This window comes from Pandoraea eparura (genome assembly GCF_902459725.1).
In the GTDB taxonomy this organism is placed as follows: Bacteria; Pseudomonadota; Gammaproteobacteria; order Burkholderiales; family Burkholderiaceae; genus Pandoraea; species Pandoraea eparura.
Genome location: NZ_CABPSH010000014.1, coordinates 46,202 through 63,830, shown reverse-complemented (window position 1 = coordinate 63,830; position 17,629 = coordinate 46,202). Strand labels below are relative to the sequence as shown.

Below are 17,629 nucleotides of genomic sequence, written 5' to 3'. Positions count from 1 at the left end.
CAGTTTATGCAACCGGTTGCATAGTTCGAGGGCGATTTTAAGGGACCATCCCACACTATGCAACCAGTTGCATAGTAGAAATAGAGTCCCTACACTGCTGGACATGCCGCTTGCCCACGCCCTGATGACCTCGTTGATGGAGAAATCCTCCTCCGGGTACGACCTTGCCCGCCGTTTCGACAAGTCGATCGGCTTTTTCTGGCATGCCAGCCATCAACAAATCTACCGCGAACTGGCACGTATGGAGGCGTCAGGCTGGATCGACTCCATGGCTGCGCCGGATGGCGGACGCACGCGCAAGCGCGTCTACCGCGTGCTCGACGCCGGGCGCGACGAATTGCTCCACTGGGCGGCCACCCCAACCGCCCCCGCCGATCTGCGCGACGATTTGATGGTCCGTCTGCGTGCCGATGCCGCCATCGGACCGCTCGGCCTGCAGCCGGAATTGCGCCGGCGTGTAGCACTCCACGCCCAAAAACTCGCTGCCTACCGGGCCATCGAAGCACGCGACTTTCCCGCAGACGAGACGCTGACGCGCGCCGCCGCATTGCAACGGCACATCCTGTTACTCGGCGTGCGGTACGAGCAAGGCTGGCTGGACTGGGCGCGCGAGGCGCTGGCCTTGCTGGAAACATGGGATGGCGTGGCGGCTTCCGACGTGTCTTCGGCCTGATAAGCGGCGGCGTACCCCAATCGGATTAGGCAGGGGATGAGCCGGCGGATCGAGGCATCCCGCAGCATCGCACCTCATTTCGCCTCATGCCGCGTCGTGCAGCCTCATGCCGCCTCATTCCGCCCCGTGCCGCCCCGTGCTGCCGCCTGTCACCCCGCGTCGTCCAGCGTCGCTACGCGTCGTCTCGTTTTGCTGCGTTTCGTCGCGTACCGTCCCATTTTTCTGTCAACGGGCGGGGCACGTGGTGCGTTTAACGAAGGAATCGACGCTTGGCTTACCGGCCCTGCGTTACCGTCCTACGCCCCACCCCAGGCTCTCATGGTGTTTTCTCTCAAGTTTTCCCGGCTGACCGGCCGTGCCCGCCCCCTGGCGACGCTCTCAGTCCTGGTCGCCGCAGCGCTCCCGCTCTCGCCCGCCCATGCCGGCACCGTCATCGTGCTCGATTCCGGCGCCGCTCAGCTCTCCCTCATCGATCAGGCGTCGCACAAGGTCGTTGGCACCATGCCGACGGGCAAAGAGCCGCATCACCTGATGATCACCCCCGACAAGCGTTCCTTGATCGTGGCGAATTCGGTCTCGAACAGCCTGATGTTCCTCGATCCGAACACCGGCAAACTACAACGCCAGATTGCCGACATCGAAGACCCGTATCAGCTAGGGTTCTCGCCCGACCGCAAATGGTTCGTCACGACGGCACTGCGTCTGGACCGTCTCGACGTCTACCACTACGACGGCGAGAATTTCTCGATCGCCAAGCGCATTCCGCTGGCGAAGACACCCAGCCACATGACGTTCACGTCCGATAGCAAGACGGTGTTCGTGACCATACAGGACACGGGCGAGCTGGCCGCCATCGACCTCCCGACGCAGACGGTGAAGTGGCGCATGGCGCTGGGCAAGACGCCTGCCGGGCTGTGGATGACGCCGGGCGACAAGTACCTGCTCGTCGGGATGACGGGCGAGGACGACGTGGCCGTGGTCGACTGGCGAACACAGAAGGTGGTCAAGCGCATCCCCACGGGGCGCGGAGCCCACAACTTCCGCTCGCTCGCCGATGGCCGTCACATCGCCGTGAGCAACCGTGTCGAGAGCACAATCAGTATTCTCGATTACGAGTCGCTGACCAAGGTGGCCGACATCACCGGTCTGATGCCGGGTCCGGACGATATGGAATTGTCGGCCGACAAGCGTTATCTTTGGGTGACATTCCGATTTGCGCGCCACGTTGGCGTGATTGATTTGACAACACGCAAGCTCATCGATCGCATCGCCGTCAACCGGTCGCCGCATGGTATTTTCTTTGCGGATCGCGCTCCCGTACTTTCGCCGAATCCGGATTGACGAGGCCACCCGATGATTCAGGAAGCCATCAACTTCGTAGACAGCGGCATCTCTGCCGTGCAGACGCTCGTCTATGTTGACGTAGTGCAGCCGCTGCTGTTCCACTTCAACCTGATGGGCTACGACGACGACATCTACGACGCGCTGTACTGGGTGCTCGTCGGGGTCTTCCAGATTGGTGTGACGTATGCGCTGCTGCGCCCGCTCGAGGCGCTGCGTCCCGTCGAGCGGTGGCAGGACCGCCGTCAGGTGCGCGCCGACGTGATCTACACCTGGATCGCCAAACTCGGGATTCTCAACCTGTTCTTCTTTCTTGTGCTGCAACCGGTGTTTAACGCGTTGCAAAGCGAGATGGTGATTCGCGGGCTGCCGAGCATTGAATTGGATGGGCTTTACCCGGGTGTGACGGATCAACCGCTCGTGTCGTTCCTGCTCTACCTGGTCGTGCTCGACTTCGCGGGTTACTGGTATCACCGCTGGCAGCATCGCTTCGGGGTCTGGTGGGAGCTGCACGCGGTACATCATAGCCAGCGGCAGATGTCGATGTGGTGCGATGACCGCAACCATTTCCTCGACGACATGCTGCAAGCCGCGTTCTTTGCATCGATCGCCCTGTTCATCGGGGTGCAACCCGCGCAGTACGTCGTGCTCGTGGCGGTGGGCAATTTCCTGCAGAGCGTGCAGCACGTGAATGCGCGCCTACCGTTCGGCCCGGTGCTCGAACGCCTGATCGTGAGCCCGACGTTTCACCGTCGGCACCACGCCATCGGCTATGGACACGAAGGCACCCGCTACGGCTGCAACTTCGGCGTGCTGTTTCCCTGGTGGGACATGGTGTTGGGCACCGCATCCTGGGTGCGCGCCGTGGAGCCGACCGGCATCCGCGATCAACTTCCCGCCCCCGAAGGCCGCTCGCGCCGGTATGGGATGGGCGTGATCGCGCAACAACTGCGCGCCTTCGGACGCATCGCCAGGCGGCTTGCCCTGCGTCGCCCCGCCCTCGGCGCCGACGCGTCCTGACCCACCCCATCCGCTGTTACGTCCTGAGCCCCCGTGTCAACGCGCGGCCGGCTCAGGAGACGGCGTTGATCTGGATGTGATAGATGCCCCACGGGCAAAGCGCGAACTGCTCCCTGAGCGGTTTTCCAGCCAGCATGGGGATCGCCGCCGGATCGTAGACGGCCCACAGCGGCCCCAGGCCACCGAGCGCGAGCGGCTTGTCGTCCAGGTGAGTGGCGAGCAGGAATCGGTACTCGCGCAATTGCGCCAGCGTGGTCGCGACGATGTACCCGTCGATGGCGCGCAACAGCACCTGCGTCTGTGGATTGGCGGGGACGCCGGCCTGCACGAGAACATCGCTCAGGCGTGGGCCTCTCAACGTGTGCGCTCGAGCATCGTATTCCAATGTCGGACGTATCGTCTGCGCGGGCAGGCGCGTCAGCATGCCGAAGTCGAGCGCATACGCGGCATCGAATTTCACCAGTTGCTTGTGAAAGAGTTGATCCAGCGCGGGATCGACAGCGCCGCGATTGTGACGCCCGATAGCGCCACTGATCGTGACGAGCGGCGTGGTCGCGGGAGACCCCGACGTAGCGGGCGCCTTGGCGAACCCCGGCAGCGACGCGCCGAGGGCCGCGGCACCGGCGAGGAATTCACGTTTCTTCATGACGTTGGCAAAGACAAGAGGCTGACGGGGGCGAGAGATGCCGTAGGCACCTCCCGCGATGTCGCACGAGCGTAACACCGAATCCGCTTGATTCGCCATCGGCCAGCGCCTTGCCGCTCCCCAACTCAGGCGTGCGTTTTTCCCTGGCAGCCCCAACCTTTGGCGTGCTGCACGACCATGCACTGAATTCGACGGCGCTCGCCCTTCCCCAAAGGTTGCAAGACGTCTCACGCTAGCGCTCTGTACCCGTCGAACCTCAATCATGAAAATAATTAACGCCAATCCAAAATAAGACCATTTTCATTCATGAAGCGGGATCTCTATGATCGTCGTCACGATTTCCTTCATCTGGCGGCAAGCGTCATAAGAGAACATGGCAACGACACACAACCTGGGATTTCCGCGCATCGGCGCGAAGCGTGAACTGAAGTTCGGTCTGGAAGCGTATTGGAAGGGGCAATCGTCGCGCGACGACCTGACCGCGCTCGGCGCATCGCTGCGCCTGCGTCACTGGCGGGATCAAGCCGGCCTGGATCTGGCACCGGTCGGGGATTTCTCCTTTTACGATCAAGTCCTCGACATGAGCTTCACGCTGGGCAACCTGCCCGAGCGTGTGCAAGGCTTCCATGGCGATGCGCTCGACAACTACTTCCGCGTCGCCCGAGGACGATCCGCCCACGGCGCTGAAGCGCACGCGGCCTGCTGCGGCGGCGTCGCCGCCGCAGAGATGACCAAGTGGTTCGACACGAACTACCACTACATCGTCCCGGAATTTTCCACCGCCACGACCTTTGCGCTCGACGCATCGCGTCTGGTCGAACAACTCACGCAGGCCCGCGCGGCCGGGGTGAAAGCCAAGCCTGTCATCCTCGGCCCGGTCACGTACCTGTGGCTCGGCAAGACCAAGGACGACAGCGACAAGCTGGCCCTGCTCCCGCGCCTGCTGCCGGTCTACGTGAAGCTGCTCGAGACGCTCGCCGAGCAGGGCGTGGCGTGGGTGCAAATCGACGAGCCGATCCTGGTCACCGAACTGAGCGCCGAATGGCAACAGGCCTTCCAGACGGCGTACGCCGCGCTCGCTGCCTTGCCGGTCAAGCGCCTGCTCGCCACGTATTTCGGCGAACTGCAGGAGAACCTGCCGCTGGCCTGCGGATTGCCCGTCGATGGCCTGCATCTCGATGCCGTGAACGCCCGCAACGAAGTCGCCAGGGTCATCGACGCCCTGCCCGCCGACGCCGTCGTGTCGCTCGGCGTGGTCAACGGCCGCAACATCTGGAAGACCGACCTGGCCGCCGTGCTCGACTGGCTGGAGCCGGTCGCCCGGACGCTGGGCGATCGCCTGTGGGTCGCGCCGTCGTGCTCGCTGCTGCACGTGCCGGTCGATCTGGACAGCGAGCAGAAACTCGATGCCGAAATCCGGTCATGGCTGGCCTTCGCCCGGCAAAAACTCGCCGAAGTGACGGTCTTGGCGCGCGCCATCAACGAGGGTCGCGACGCCGTGCGCGCTGACTTGGCCGCCAATGCCGCCGCCATCGCGAGCCGTCGCGCCTCGCCGCGCGTGCACAACCCGGCCGTCAAGGACGCCGTGGCGAAGATCGAAGCCTCGTTGGGCCGCCGCCAACACCCATACGCCGTGCGCGCCGAGAAGCAAGCCGCCGCGCTGAACCTGCCGCGTTACCCGACCACGACGATCGGCTCGTTCCCGCAAACCCCGGAAATCCGTACCGCCCGCAGCCAGTTCAAGGCCGGCGAACTGGATCAGGCCGACTATGTCGCTGCGATGCAGGCCGAGATCGCGCGCAGCGTGCGCGAGCAGGAGGCCCTGGGCCTGGATGTGCTCGTGCACGGTGAAGCCGAGCGCAACGACATGGTCGAGTACTTCGGCGAGCAGCTCGACGGCTACGCCTTCAGCCAGTTCGGCTGGGTGCAGTCGTACGGGTCGCGTTGCGTGAAGCCGCCCATCATGTTCGGGGATATCCGCCGCCCGAAGGCCATGACCGTCGAGTGGATCCGCTACGCGCAATCGCTGACCCACAAGCCGATGAAGGGCATGCTGACCGGCCCGGTCACGATCCTGAACTGGTCGTTCGTGCGCGACGATCAGCCCCGCTCGGTGTCGTGCTACCAACTGGCGCTGGCGATTCGTGAGGAAGTGCTGGATCTGGAGCGAGCGGGCGTGCGCGTGATCCAGATCGACGAAGCGGCCCTTCGCGAAGGTCTGCCGCTGCGCCGCGCCCAGTGGCAAACCTATCTGGACTGGGCTGTCGAGTCGTTCCGCATTACCGCGAACGGCGTGCAAGACGACACGCAGATCCACACGCACATGTGCTATTCGGAGTTCAACGACATCATCGCGGCCATCGCCGACATGGACGCCGACGTCATCACCATCGAAACGTCGCGCTCGGACATGGAACTGCTGGACGCCTTCGATTCGTTCCAGTACCCGAACGAGATCGGCCCGGGCGTCTACGATATTCATTCGCCGAACATCCCGACTCAAGCCCACATCGTGTCGCTCATGCGCAAGGCGGCCGAGCGCATTCCGGCCTCACGTCTGTGGGTCAACCCGGACTGCGGTCTGAAGACGCGCCAGTGGGCCGAAGTGATCCCGGCACTGCAAAACATGGTGGCCGCGGCGAAGACGCTGCGCGCGCAGTAACCCCCGCCGCCGCAGTGCCCGAACGCCCGAACGCCCGAATGCGGGAATGCCGGGATGCCGGGATGCGCAAACACTCGGGCACTCGGGCACTCGGATGTTCGGGCACTCGGATGTTCGGGCGTTCGGGCGTTCGGATGCCCGGATGTCCGAGGATCCGCCACCGGGCAGGTAGTTCAGACGGTTGGGCCGGCGCTAGCCGGCCTGCTGCTTTTCCGTCGTTCCGTCGCCATCCGTACCTCGCGAGCCGCCGTGAAATGACGAGAATCGGCGTCAGCGAAGCCTCAAAGCGAAGTCGCGGCAGCCTCGCCGTGACGACGTTACGTGAAAAAACCTTGCTAAGTCATTGATTGGCTAACGGTTTGCATGGCATAGTCGCGCGGGCGTACCTCGTCGCGGACTAAGTTTCTCCTAATTCTCGCGCGCTATCGTGCGCCCGTGCCGTCCTGCGCGACTTGCGGGACATCGGGCGTTCGTCCTTGGGGCGACGTCGGGAAGCGTTCGGAAAACCATGCGGATATTGCTCGTAGAAGACGACACCATGATCGGTGAGGCCATGATGCAGGCGCTCAAGGACGCCTCGTATGCGGCCGACTGGTGTCGCGACGGCGACGCCGCGCTCGCGGCGCTGGCCGCACACGCCTACGATCTCATGCTGCTCGACCTCGGCCTGCCCGGGCGCGACGGCTGGGAAGTGCTGCGGGCGCACCGCGCGGCCGGCGGACGCACGCCGATCATCGTGGTCACGGCCCGCGACGGCGCCGACGACATCATCCAGGGGCTCGACCTCGGCGCCGACGACTTCGTCGTGAAGCCGTTCGAAGTGGGCGAGTTGCTGGCGCGCATGCGCGCCGTGATTCGCCGGCAGGCAGGCGTTGCCGCGCCGGTGCTGACCAACGGCGCGCTGGTCCTCGATCCCGCCACCCATCAAGCCAGTTTCGGCGAGAACCACTGCGTCCTCTCGGCACGCGAATACGCTCTGCTGCACGCACTGTTGTTGCGCCCGGGCACGATCCTCTCGCGCGACACGCTGGAGCACCGTCTGTACGGCTGGGGCGAAGAGATCGAGAGCAACATGATCGACTTCCTGATCCATTCGATTCGCAAGAAACTCGGCGCGGACGTCATTCGTAATATCCGCGGCGCCGGCTGGCTGGTGCCCAAGCCATGATGCGTTCCCTGCAGTCGCGCCTGGTGGTCACGCTCTCGGCCTGTGCGCTGGGACTGGCCATCGTCGCGGGCTTCGTGTCCTACGCGTCGGCCTTTCGCGAGGCCTACCGCTTTCAGGACGATCAACTGCTGCAACTCGCCGCACTCGTCGACACCCGCAATCTGGCCGGGGCCGACAGCGCCATGCATGGCCTGCCGGTCGAGGATCACGACTACCGCCTCACGGTGCAGCGTCTCGGCGGCACCTTCCCGGTCACACTGGCCGACGGGTTTCACACGGTCAGTACCGGCGAGCACACGTGGCGTGCTTTCGTACGAACCATTGCGCCGGACCTGCGTATCGTCGTCGCCCAGCCGACGGAAGGACGCAACGAGATTGCCCGCAACAGCGGCGTGCGAACCGCGCTGCCGTTTGTCGGGTTCGTACCGCTGCTCATTGGCGCCATCGTCCTGACGGTGCGCCGCGCGTGGCGGCCGGTGCAGCGGCTGGCCGACGATGTCGACACCCGGCGCGATACCGATTTGCGCGGACTCGACGCGCAAGGCGCACCCACCGAGATCGAGCCGTTCATTGTGTCGATCAATCGGTTGCTGGCCCGGCTGGCCAAGGCACTCGACGAACAGCGTCGATTCGTGGCCGACGCCGCGCACGAATTGCGCTCGCCGGTGACCGCCCTGGTGATCCAGTCCGAGAACCTCGACAGGGCGCTCGATCCGGTGCCGCTCGATACCGAGACGCGCCACCGCCTGACCAAGCTCAAGAGCGGGCTGCGCCGTACACGCGCGCTGCTCGAACAATTGCTGACCCTCGCGCGGGCCCAGAGCGCCCCGACGGTTGCCGCCACGCCGCTCACGCTGCTGCCCGCCGTACACGAAGCGCTCGAAGACGTGTTCGTGCTGGCGGACCGCAAGCAGATCGTGCTCGATCTGGTGGATACGTCTCAGGCTGCCCCCGGCCGCCCCATCCTGTGCGTCATGGGGGCGAAACGCGATATTGTCACGCTACTGAGCAATCTCGTCGGCAATGCCGTGCGCTATACGCCGGTGGGTGGTGCCGTCGGTGTGCGCCTGTCGGCCACGGCGACCGACGTGGTCATCGACGTGATCGACTCGGGCCCGGGGATCGACGCAGACAAGCGCGAGCGAGTGTTCGACGCGTTCTACCGCGCGAGCGACCAGCGTGAAGCCCGCGATCACGGCGGCGAAGGCACGGGCCTGGGACTCGCCATCGTGCGCGCAATCGTCGAACGCCTTGGCGGCCGGGTAACGCTGCATGACGCGAGTCCGACGCCACCGCGCGGCCTGCATGTGCGCGTGACGCTGCCTAACCCTGATACGGCCCGACGTGGGCACGATGCGGCCGGTAGCCCCGTCCACTGATCGCTGATCGTCATTCGCCACCTCATTCACCACCTCATTCGCCACATTTACGACATTCACCCTATTCATCAAGACCGGAAACCTGCCATTCATGTCCATACGCCCTCAACGTGACGCCGGGTTGGAACCCTGGCCGATCTCTCCTGCCGCCCTGCTCTGGCTGGTGGCCGTGTTCGCGCTGGTCTGGTTCGGCGTACTGAACCTGCGCCACCTGGTGCCGAGCGACGAAGGCCGCTACGCCGAGATGGCGCGCGAAATGCTGGCCACCGGCGACTGGGTCACCCCGCGCTACAACGGCTATCTGTACTTCGAGAAGCCGCCGCTGCAGACCTGGATGAACGCGCTGACGTTCATGATCTTCGGCCTCGGCGACTGGCAGGCTCGTCTGTGGTCGGCCTTGACCGGTTTCGGCGGCGTGCTGCTCATCGGCTATACGGGCCGTCGTGTGTTCGGCGCGCGCGCGGGTTTCTTCGCCGCGCTGGCGCTGGCGAGCGCACCGCTGTGGAGCCTGCTCGGCCACTTCAACGTGCTCGATATGGGCGTGTCGTTCATGATGGGCCTGGCGTTGTGTTCGCTGCTGCTGGCGCAACGCCCGGGGCTCACCGACACACAGGTCCGCAACTGGATGTGGCTGTGCTGGGCGGCGATGGGGCTGTCGATCCTGAGCAAGGGGCTGATCGGCGTGGTGTTGCCGGGCGCCGTCCTCATCATCTACACGTTGATTTCGCGCGACTGGGCCCTGTGGAAGCGCCTGCACCTTGTGAGCGGCCTGATCGTGATGCTCGCCGTCACCGTGCCGTGGTTCGCCGCGGTCATGGCGCGCAACCCGTCGTTCTTCGAATTCTTCTTCATCAACGAGCACTTCAACCGCTTCCTGAAGCCGGATCACCATCGTCCCGGCGCGCTGTGGTACTTCGTGCCGGTGCTGATCGTCGGCTTCCTGCCGTGGCTGTCGATGATTCCGCGCGTCGTCTCGGCGTCGCGCGCCGCGCCGCGTCAGGCCAATGGGTTTCGTCCGGTGCTGATGCTCACGGTCTGGGCCGTGTTCATCTTCTGCTTCTTCTCGGTGTCACACTCGAAACTGCTGTCGTACGTGCTGCCGGTCGCGCCGGCCCTGGCACTGCTCATCGGGCTGGGGCTCGCGGGCATCTCGCGCGAATCGCTGCGCAAGCACCTCATCGTGTCCGCCGTGCTGTTCGCGGCAACGATCGTGACGTGCCTGGTCTTTCTCTCGCATCACTCGGACAGTCGCAACCCGGTCGAAGCCTATCGCACGTTCTCGTACTACCTTTACGCCGCAAGCTTTGCCGGGTTGATCGGCCTGGGGATCGCCCGCTGGCTGAGCGCGCGCAGTACGAAGCAGGCGCTCATTGCCTTTGCGGGCGCGTGGCTGGCGTTTGCAATGATCGGCGGTTCCGGACACGAAGCCTTCGGGCGCAGCAGTTCCGGGATCGATCTGGTGCCGGCCGTCCGCGCAGAGTTGAATCGCCTGGGACCGGATACACCGTTCTACTCGGTCGGCACGCTCGACCACACGATGCCGTTCTACCTGCGCCACACGATGATCATGGTGGCGGTGCAGGACGAACTCGAATTCGGCATTTCGCAAGCGCCGGATAGCTGGATCCCGACGCTCGACAAGTTTGCCGACGTCTGGATGGCGGCGCCCAAGGCGCTCGCACTGGTCGATCCGCAGAAGTTCACGGTACTCGAGACGCTCGGCCTGCCGATGAAGGTCATCGCGCGGGACAGCCGTCGCGTCATCATCGAGAAGCCGACGACCGACACGCCGCCCGAGACACCACCCGCCGCCCAGTAAGTGCGGCGGCATCGACCAACCATGGCAGGGGGCAACAAGTTGCCCCCTGCCATTTGTCTTTTTCCGACGTATCTCGTCGCGACCGCAACACCCCGTAATATGCCACGCCCGTGGCCATGACTCCGCGCCTTGCCTTGCAGGACAAGGCTTTCCGGCCAGCGCCGAGATTTATGACAATTTCGCCATCTTCGCGCCATTTTGGCGTTGGGGGCGAGCCCCTACCATGGCGGCATTCCTTCCTGGACCGGTGCCGCGCCATGGCGCACGCGCGCCGGACGGCCCTTGTCCCGTACGCCTGCGACTGCGCCCGAGCGCGTCTGAACCATGTGGATTGTCAACGTTGCGCTCAAGCGGCCCTACACGTTCATCGTGATGGCCATCCTGATCCTGCTCGCCACGCCGCTCGCGCTCATGCGCACACCGGTCGACGTGCTGCCGGAAATCAACATCCCCGTCATCAGTGTCATCTGGACCTATAACGGTCTGGCGGCACAGGACGTCGCCAACCGGATCATCTCCGGCAACGAGCGCGGGTTGACGACCACCGTCAACAATATCGAGCACATCGAGTCGCAGTCGCTGCCCGGCATCGGCATCATCAAGATCTTCCTCCAGCCGACGGCAAACCTTCAGACGGCCATCGCCCAGGTCGTGGCGATCGAGCAGGCGCAGGTCAAGCAAATGCCGCCGGGGGCCACACCGCCCCTTATCATCAGCTACTCGGCCTCGTCGATTCCGGTGATGCAGCTCGGCCTGTCGAGCCCCAGCCTGTCGGAGCCCGCGCTCAACGACACGGCGCTTAATTTCCTGCGGCCACAACTGGTCACGATTCCGGGGGCCGCCGTGCCTTATCCGTACGGGGGCAAGACCCGGCTGATCTCGGTGGACATCGACACGCGAGCCTTGCTCGCCAAGGGATTGACGGCGCAGGACGTAGTGGCCGCCGTCAACGCCCAGAACCTGATCCTGCCGACCGGCACAACGAAGATCGGCCCGCGCGAGTACAGCGTGGACATGAACGGGTCGCCAACCACCGTCGAGGGCCTGAACAACATTCCGGTGCGCACGGTGGACGGTGCCACGACCTATCTGCGCGAAGTCGCGCACGTACGCACGGGCTTCTCGCCGCAGACGAACATCGTGCGCCAGAACGGCCAGCGCGGTGTACTGATGTCGGTCATGAAGACGGGCGATGCCTCCACACTGTCGGTGGTCGACTCGCTCAAGGCCCTGCTGCCCGAAGCGCGTGCCGCGCTGCCGCCGGATTTGCACATCTCGGCGCTGTTCGATCAGTCGGTGTTCGTGAAAGCGGCCGTGCAAGGGGTGATTCGCGAAGCGCTGATCGCCGCCGCGCTCACCGCCGCCATGATCCTGCTGTTCCTCGGCAACTGGCGCAGCACTTGCATCATCGCCATCTCGATCCCGCTCTCGATTCTCTCGTCGCTGCTCGCGCTGCATGCGCTCGGCCAGACGATCAACATCATGACGCTGGGCGGGTTGGCGCTGGCCGTAGGTATCCTGGTCGACGACGCGACGGTGACCATCGAGAACATCGAGCGCCATCTGCACATGGGCACGCCGCTGCACGAGGCGATTCTCGACGGAGCGGGCGAAATTGCCGTGCCCGCACTCGTCTCGACGCTGTGCATCTGTATCGTGTTCGTACCGATGTTCTTCCTGACGGGGGTGGCGCGCTATTTGTTCGTGCCGCTTGCCGAGGCCGTCGTGTTTGCGATGCTCGCCTCGTACCTGCTGTCGCGCACCCTGGTACCCACGCTTGCCATGCTGCTCATGGGGCACGCCCGCGTGGCCGATCCGAACGCGGTGCCCGGTGCGTTTCGGCGCGTCTATCTGCGCTTCGACGCCGCCTTCGAGCGCATGCGCGCCGCCTACATTGCCGTGCTCTCCACGCTGCTGGTGCGCCGGCGCGTATTCGCCACAGGGTTCCTGGCGTTCTGCGTGCTGTCGATGGGGCTGGTGTTCGCGCTGGGCGCGGACTTCTTCCCAAGCGTGGACGCCGGCAATATCCGGTTGCACATGCGCGCGCCCACCGGCACCCGCATCGAGGAAACGGCGCGTCTGGCCGACGAGGTCGAGAAGGTCGTGCGCGAGATCGTGCCTGCCAGCGAACTCGAAACGATTCTCGACAACCTCGGCCTGCCGTACAGCGGTATCAATCTGTCGTACAGCAACGCGGGCACCATCGGCACGCTCGACGGCGAAATTCAGATCGCGCTCACGCCCGACCATCACCCGAGCTCGGGCTATATCGACAAGCTTCGCGCGGTGCTGCCGCAGCGCTTCCCCGGTGTTGAGTTCTTCTTTCAACCCGCAGACATCGTCACGCAGATTCTTAATTTCGGGCTGCCGGCAGCCATCGACATTCAGATCAGCGGCAGTCAGCAACTGGCGAATTTCGAGGCGGCAACGAAGCTCCTCAAGCAGGTGCGACAGGTGCCAGGCACCGTTGACACGCATATCCAGCAACGGGTCAACGCGCCGACGATCCACCTGGACATGGACCGCACGCGATTGCAGCAACTGAACCTGAACGCCAATGCCGTCGCCCAGAACGTGCTGATCTCGCTCTCGGGCAGCTCGCAGACGTCGCCGGGCTTCTGGTTCAATCCGCAGAACGGCGTGGAATACAGCCTGTCGGTGCAATCGCCGCAGTACCGTATCAGCTCCCTCGACGACTTGCTGCGTCTGCCGGTGGCGGGTACGACCAACAACGGCCAGCCGCAACTGCTCGCCAACTTCGTGAAGGTCGAGCCAACGCAGCGCTTCGCCGTGGTCAGCCACTACAACATCCGGCCGGTGATCGACATCTTCGTGAGCGTGGAAGGCCGGGACCTGGGGAGCGTCGCGCGCGATATCGACCGGCTTGTCGCACAGGCGCGCAAGGATCTGCCGCGCGGCAGCCAGATCACCGTGCGCGGCCAGGTCAGCACGATGCAAAGCTCGTACCTCGGGCTGGGCCTGGGCGTGGCGATGGCCATCGTGCTCGTCTATCTGCTGATCGTGGTGAATTTCCAATCCTGGATCGACCCGCTCATCATCGTGAGCGCCCTGCCCGCCGCGCTGGCCGGCATCGTCTGGATGCTGTTCCTGAGCGGCACGCCACTCTCCGTGCCCGCGCTCACGGGCGCCATCATGACGATGGGCGTGGCCACGGCCAACAGTATTCTCGTGGTGGCCTTCGCACGCCAGCGCATGGAAGCGGGCATGGCGCCCCTCAAGGCGGCGCTCGAAGCCGGGGCGAGCCGGATCCGTCCGGTGCTGATGACGGCGCTTGCCATGATGATCGGCATGGTGCCGATGGCGCTCGGACTCGGCGAAGGCGCCGAGCAGAACGCGCCGCTGGGCCGCGCGGTGATCGGCGGCCTGCTGTTCGCCACCGTCTCGACGCTCTTCTTCGTGCCGCTGGTCTTCGCCGGCGTCCACACGCGACTCGCGCGACGCAAGGCACGCCGCGCCGAACCAGATACCAAATCCTGACGGGTTGTCCCCATGACCGAGAAACATCACGCCGAACTGGCCATTCCCGATCACGATCCCGCCGACGGCCGGCAGTTGCCGCCGCGCCGCGGTGAATTCCGGCGCGCCAAGCGCGTGTTGATCGTCGTGGCCGTGCTGCTCGCGGCCGGCGCGGCGCGCACGACGATCTCCAATGCCCTGCAACGCCGCGACGTCGCCAAGGCCACGGCCGAGAATGCCATCCAGTATGTCAGCGTCGTCACGCCACAAGCGACGCCGGCCAGCGAAACACTGCTGCCCGCCACGCTGCGTGGCGCGCTCGAGTCCCCGATCTATGCCCGAGCCACCGGCTATCTACGGCGTCGCTACGTGGACATTGGCACGCGCGTCAGGCAAGGCCAATTGCTGGCCGAACTCGACACGCCTGAAATCGATCAGGAACTTGCCCAGGCCATCGCCCAGCGCAACCAGATCAATGCCAGCCTGGGACTGGCGAAATCGTCGCTCGCGCGTTGGCAGCAACTGCGCCAGCGCGACGCCGTCTCGCAGCAGGAACTCGACGAGCGCCAGAGCACGTACACGCAGGGCATCGCCAACCTGGCGGCGGCCGAGGCCAACGTCAAACGGCTTGAGCAACTCGAGTCGTTCAAGCGCATCGTCGCGCCCTTCGACGGCGTGATTACCCAGCGCAACGTTGACGTCGGCGATCTTATCGCGGCGGGCAGCGGCAACAGCCGCGCCCTGTTCTCGCTGGCGCAGACGGATCCGCTGCGCGTCACCGTTCAGGTGCCGCAAGCATACGCGCAGAGCGTGCGCGTCGGTCAGCCCGTGGTCGTGACGCAAGCGGAACTACCCGGCATGCACTTTCAAGGCAAGATTACGCACGTCTCCGGCGCCATCGACGTGGCGACCCGCTCGCTGCAAGTCGACGCTGCACTGCCGAACCCCGAGGGCAAGCTACGCCCCGGCGCGTATGTGCAACTCGCGCTGCCGAGCGCTGTGCAAGCGCATCTGAGCGTACCGGCCAACGCCCTGCTGTTCCGTGCGGAGGGCCCGCGTGTGGCGGTGGTGGACGACCAGGGTGTCGTGCATCTGCACAAGATCGCGATCGCGCGCGATCTGGGACAGTCGCTGGAATTGGCGGACGGCGTCTCGCCGACCGACCGTGTCATCGTCAACCCGAGCGACTCCATCGATGACGGCGATCACGTGCAAGCCAAGGCGCTGGCCGTCAAGACCGCCCCCGCGCCCAAAGCCGACGGCAAGGCGCAAGGAGGCCACTCGTGAACGCCCAAGTGCGCGGCGTGCGCTCCGGCATGGCGCTGGCCGCTGTCGTCACGCTGCTCGGCGCGTGCGCGGCCGGCCCGGATTACCGAAGGCCCGACGTCGCGGTGCCACCCAACTGGAAGACGGACACCGGCTGGCAGCTCGCGCGGCCGTCGCACGCACCGCTGCAGCCCAATTGGTGGAAGGCCTTCCGCGACCCGGTGCTGGACGCGCTCGAAATCCAGGCGCTCGCGCAAAACCAGACGCTCGCCGCCGCCGTGGCCCATTACGATCAGGCCCAGGCGACATTGTCCGGCGCCTCGGCACAACGACTGCCGGAAGTCGATGCGTCCGTCGGATTGGCGCGCCAGCGTGTCTCGGCCAACCGGCCGGTCACGAGCTATGCGTCGACCAGCATGTCGACCGTACAGAACAATGTGCAGGTAGGTCTGGGCGTGAGCTACGACACCGATCTGTTTGGCCGCCTGCGCCGGCAGGTCGAAGGGGCGCGCGCCTCCGCCGAGCAGGCGGGCGACGATCTGGCCAATGCGCGTCTGGTGCTCACGACACAGCTTGCCACCGCCTACGTTCAGCTACGCGCCACCGAGGACGAAATCAAGGTGCTCGACGAATCCGTCTCGCTGCAACGCAAGGCGCTCGACTACGTGAGCGCGCAGCACGATCTTGGCGCGGTGTCGGGGCTGGATGTCCTCCAGCAACAATCGGAACTCGACACCACGCGGGTACAGGCGCGTCTGTTGCATCAGCAGCGCGACCAGTACGAGCATGCCATTGCCGCGCTCGTCGGCGTGCCCGCCCCGGTCTTTTCGGTGCCGGCCGGTTCGCTGCCCGCCACGCTGCCGTCGATCCCGATCGGGGTGCCGAGCGACATTCTGCAACGTCGTCCAGACGTGGCATCGGCCGAGCGCGCCATGGCGGCAGCGAACGCCCAGATCGGCGTGGCGAAGGCGGCGTTCTTCCCCAGCCTCACGCTCAATCCCGGCATCGGCTGGCAAAGCACGGAATTCGCCAATCTGCTCTCGGCGCCAAGCCTGCTCTGGACGCTGGGCACGCTCGCCACGCAGGCGGTCTTCGACGGCGGACGGCGCCAGGCGAATGTCGACTTCGCGAGTGCGGAATACCGCGCCGTCGAGGCGAATTACCGGCAGACGGTGCTCACTGCATTCCAGCAGGTGCAGGACGGCGTGGCCGGACTGTCGGTGCTCGACGCCGCCGCGCGCGAATCGCATGCGGCTGTCGTGGACGCGCAGCGGTTGCTGAGTCTTGCCAACGACCGCTACTCGGGCGGGCTCACGGCGTATCTGAGTGTGATCACGGCGCAGCAGGGGCGGCTCGCGAGCGAGCGTCAGGACGTACAGATTCGTGCGCAGCAATGGGTTTTGTCGGTGGCGCTGATCAAGGCACTGGGTGGCGGCTGGCAATCATCGGCAGCGAGTCCCGGCTCGTATAATGCGCAAAGATGAGGTGGCGAGATGAAAGTACTGATCGTTGAAGACGAACACAAGGTCGTGGATTACCTGCGCGCCGGGCTGACCGAGCAAGGCTGGGTGGTCGATGTCGCGCTCGATGGCGAGGAAGGCACGCATCTGGCGCTCGAGTTCGACTACGACGTGATCGTGCTCGATGTCATGCTGCCCAAGCGCGACGGCTTTGCGGTGCTCGGCTCGTTGCGCGAGCGCAAGTCCACGCCGGTCATCATGCTCACGGCCCGCGATCATGTGAACGACCGCGTGCGCGGCCTGCGCGAAGGCGCGGACGACTATCTGACCAAGCCCTTCTCGTTCATCGAACTGGTGGAGCGCCTGCACGCGCTCGCCCGCCGCACGCGAATGCAGGAATCGACGCTGATCTCGGTCGGCGACCTCTACGTCGACCTGATCGGTCGCCGCGCCACGCGCGACGGCCAACGGCTCGATCTCACGGCCAAGGAATTCCAGTTGCTCTCGGTGCTGGCGCGCCGGCAAGGCGACATCCTGTCTAAGACGGCCATCACCGAACTCGTCTGGGACGTCAATTTCGACAGCCACACGAACGTGGTCGAAACGGCAATCAAGCGATTGCGCGCCAAGCTCGACGGGCCTTTCCAGTCCAAGCTGCTGCACACGGTGCGCGGCATGGGCTACGTGCTGGAGGCCCGCGAGGCCTGAGCGCCACGCG

The 17,629-nt window shown here is 65.1% G+C and carries 12 protein-coding genes; 11 read left to right on the top strand and 1 reads right to left on the bottom strand.

Annotated features, from left to right (window positions below):
• Positions 1–103: 103 nt before the first annotated feature.
• The 3 genes from PEP31012_RS20890 (at position 104) to PEP31012_RS20880 (ending at position 3,034) form a co-directional block, all read left to right on the top strand.
• Positions 104–673, top strand: a complete 570-nt coding sequence (locus PEP31012_RS20890) for a PadR family transcriptional regulator (RefSeq protein ID WP_150591217.1) — start codon at positions 104–106, stop codon at positions 671–673.
• A gap of 318 nt (positions 674–991) precedes the next feature.
• A complete protein-coding gene (locus tag PEP31012_RS20885) occupies positions 992–2,014 on the top strand; it encodes a YVTN family beta-propeller repeat protein (protein WP_150591216.1) in 1,023 nt (340 codons plus the stop codon).
• Between the two features lie 12 nt (positions 2,015–2,026).
• The gene (locus tag PEP31012_RS20880) at positions 2,027–3,034 is read left to right on the top strand and encodes a sterol desaturase family protein (RefSeq protein WP_150591215.1); all 1,008 of its coding nucleotides are present in this window, start codon (positions 2,027–2,029) and stop codon (positions 3,032–3,034) included.
• 52 nt (positions 3,035–3,086) lie between these two features.
• On the opposite strand, the gene PEP31012_RS20875 is transcribed toward PEP31012_RS20880, so the two are convergent.
• Positions 3,087–3,680 (bottom strand): putative pterin-binding protein, encoded by a 594-nt coding sequence (locus tag PEP31012_RS20875; RefSeq protein WP_150591214.1) that lies wholly within the window; start codon positions 3,678–3,680, stop codon positions 3,087–3,089.
• 373 nt (positions 3,681–4,053) lie between these two features.
• Between PEP31012_RS20875 and metE the strand changes: the two genes are divergently transcribed.
• From metE to PEP31012_RS20835, 8 genes are all read left to right on the top strand, one after another.
• A complete protein-coding gene (gene metE / locus PEP31012_RS20870) occupies positions 4,054–6,342 on the top strand; it encodes a 5-methyltetrahydropteroyltriglutamate--homocysteine S-methyltransferase (protein ID WP_150591213.1) in 2,289 nt (762 codons plus the stop codon).
• Positions 6,343–6,850: 508 nt separating this feature from the next.
• The gene (locus tag PEP31012_RS20865) at positions 6,851–7,510 is read left to right on the top strand and encodes a response regulator transcription factor (protein ID WP_150591212.1); all 660 of its coding nucleotides are present in this window, start codon (positions 6,851–6,853) and stop codon (positions 7,508–7,510) included.
• Positions 7,507–8,889 carry a sensor histidine kinase gene (locus PEP31012_RS20860; RefSeq protein WP_150591211.1) on the top strand — a complete coding sequence of 461 codons (1,383 nt, stop codon included), beginning with the start codon at positions 7,507–7,509 and terminating at the stop codon, positions 8,887–8,889. Before PEP31012_RS20865 ends, PEP31012_RS20860 begins: the two co-directional genes overlap by 4 nt.
• A gap of 91 nt (positions 8,890–8,980) precedes the next feature.
• Positions 8,981–10,708, top strand: coding sequence for a glycosyltransferase family 39 protein (locus PEP31012_RS20855; protein WP_150591210.1), 1,728 nt, complete (start codon positions 8,981–8,983; stop codon positions 10,706–10,708).
• 324 nt (positions 10,709–11,032) lie between these two features.
• Positions 11,033–14,206, top strand: a complete 3,174-nt coding sequence (locus PEP31012_RS20850; protein WP_150591209.1) for an efflux RND transporter permease subunit — start codon at positions 11,033–11,035, stop codon at positions 14,204–14,206.
• 12 nt (positions 14,207–14,218) lie between these two features.
• Positions 14,219–15,472: an efflux RND transporter periplasmic adaptor subunit gene (locus tag PEP31012_RS20845; protein ID WP_150591208.1), complete on the top strand. Its 1,254-nt coding sequence runs from the start codon at positions 14,219–14,221 to the stop codon at positions 15,470–15,472.
• A 29-nt stretch (positions 15,473–15,501) separates the two neighbouring features.
• Positions 15,502–16,935: an efflux transporter outer membrane subunit gene (locus PEP31012_RS20840; RefSeq protein ID WP_246171415.1), complete on the top strand. Its 1,434-nt coding sequence runs from the start codon at positions 15,502–15,504 to the stop codon at positions 16,933–16,935.
• A 9-nt stretch (positions 16,936–16,944) separates the two neighbouring features.
• Positions 16,945–17,619 carry a heavy metal response regulator transcription factor gene (locus PEP31012_RS20835; protein WP_150591207.1) on the top strand — a complete coding sequence of 225 codons (675 nt, stop codon included), beginning with the start codon at positions 16,945–16,947 and terminating at the stop codon, positions 17,617–17,619.
• Positions 17,620–17,629 lie beyond the last annotated feature (10 nt).

Coding starts and splice junctions, on each gene's coding strand:
- PEP31012_RS20850 (WP_150591209.1), top strand. CDS start 11,033: ATGTGGATTGTCAACGTTGCGCTCAAGCGGCCCTACACGTTCATCGTG.
- PEP31012_RS20880 (WP_150591215.1), top strand. CDS start 2,027: ATGATTCAGGAAGCCATCAACTTCGTAGACAGCGGCATCTCTGCCGTG.
- PEP31012_RS20865 (WP_150591212.1), top strand. CDS start 6,851: ATGCGGATATTGCTCGTAGAAGACGACACCATGATCGGTGAGGCCATG.
- PEP31012_RS20855 (WP_150591210.1), top strand. CDS start 8,981: ATGTCCATACGCCCTCAACGTGACGCCGGGTTGGAACCCTGGCCGATC.
- PEP31012_RS20885 (WP_150591216.1), top strand. CDS start 992: ATGGTGTTTTCTCTCAAGTTTTCCCGGCTGACCGGCCGTGCCCGCCCC.
- PEP31012_RS20875 (WP_150591214.1), bottom strand. CDS start 3,680: ATGAAGAAACGTGAATTCCTCGCCGGTGCCGCGGCCCTCGGCGCGTCG.
- metE (WP_150591213.1), top strand. CDS start 4,054: ATGGCAACGACACACAACCTGGGATTTCCGCGCATCGGCGCGAAGCGT.
- PEP31012_RS20835 (WP_150591207.1), top strand. CDS start 16,945: ATGAAAGTACTGATCGTTGAAGACGAACACAAGGTCGTGGATTACCTG.
- PEP31012_RS20845 (WP_150591208.1), top strand. CDS start 14,219: ATGACCGAGAAACATCACGCCGAACTGGCCATTCCCGATCACGATCCC.
- PEP31012_RS20860 (WP_150591211.1), top strand. CDS start 7,507: ATGATGCGTTCCCTGCAGTCGCGCCTGGTGGTCACGCTCTCGGCCTGT.
- PEP31012_RS20890 (WP_150591217.1), top strand. CDS start 104: ATGCCGCTTGCCCACGCCCTGATGACCTCGTTGATGGAGAAATCCTCC.
- PEP31012_RS20840 (WP_246171415.1), top strand. CDS start 15,502: ATGGCGCTGGCCGCTGTCGTCACGCTGCTCGGCGCGTGCGCGGCCGGC.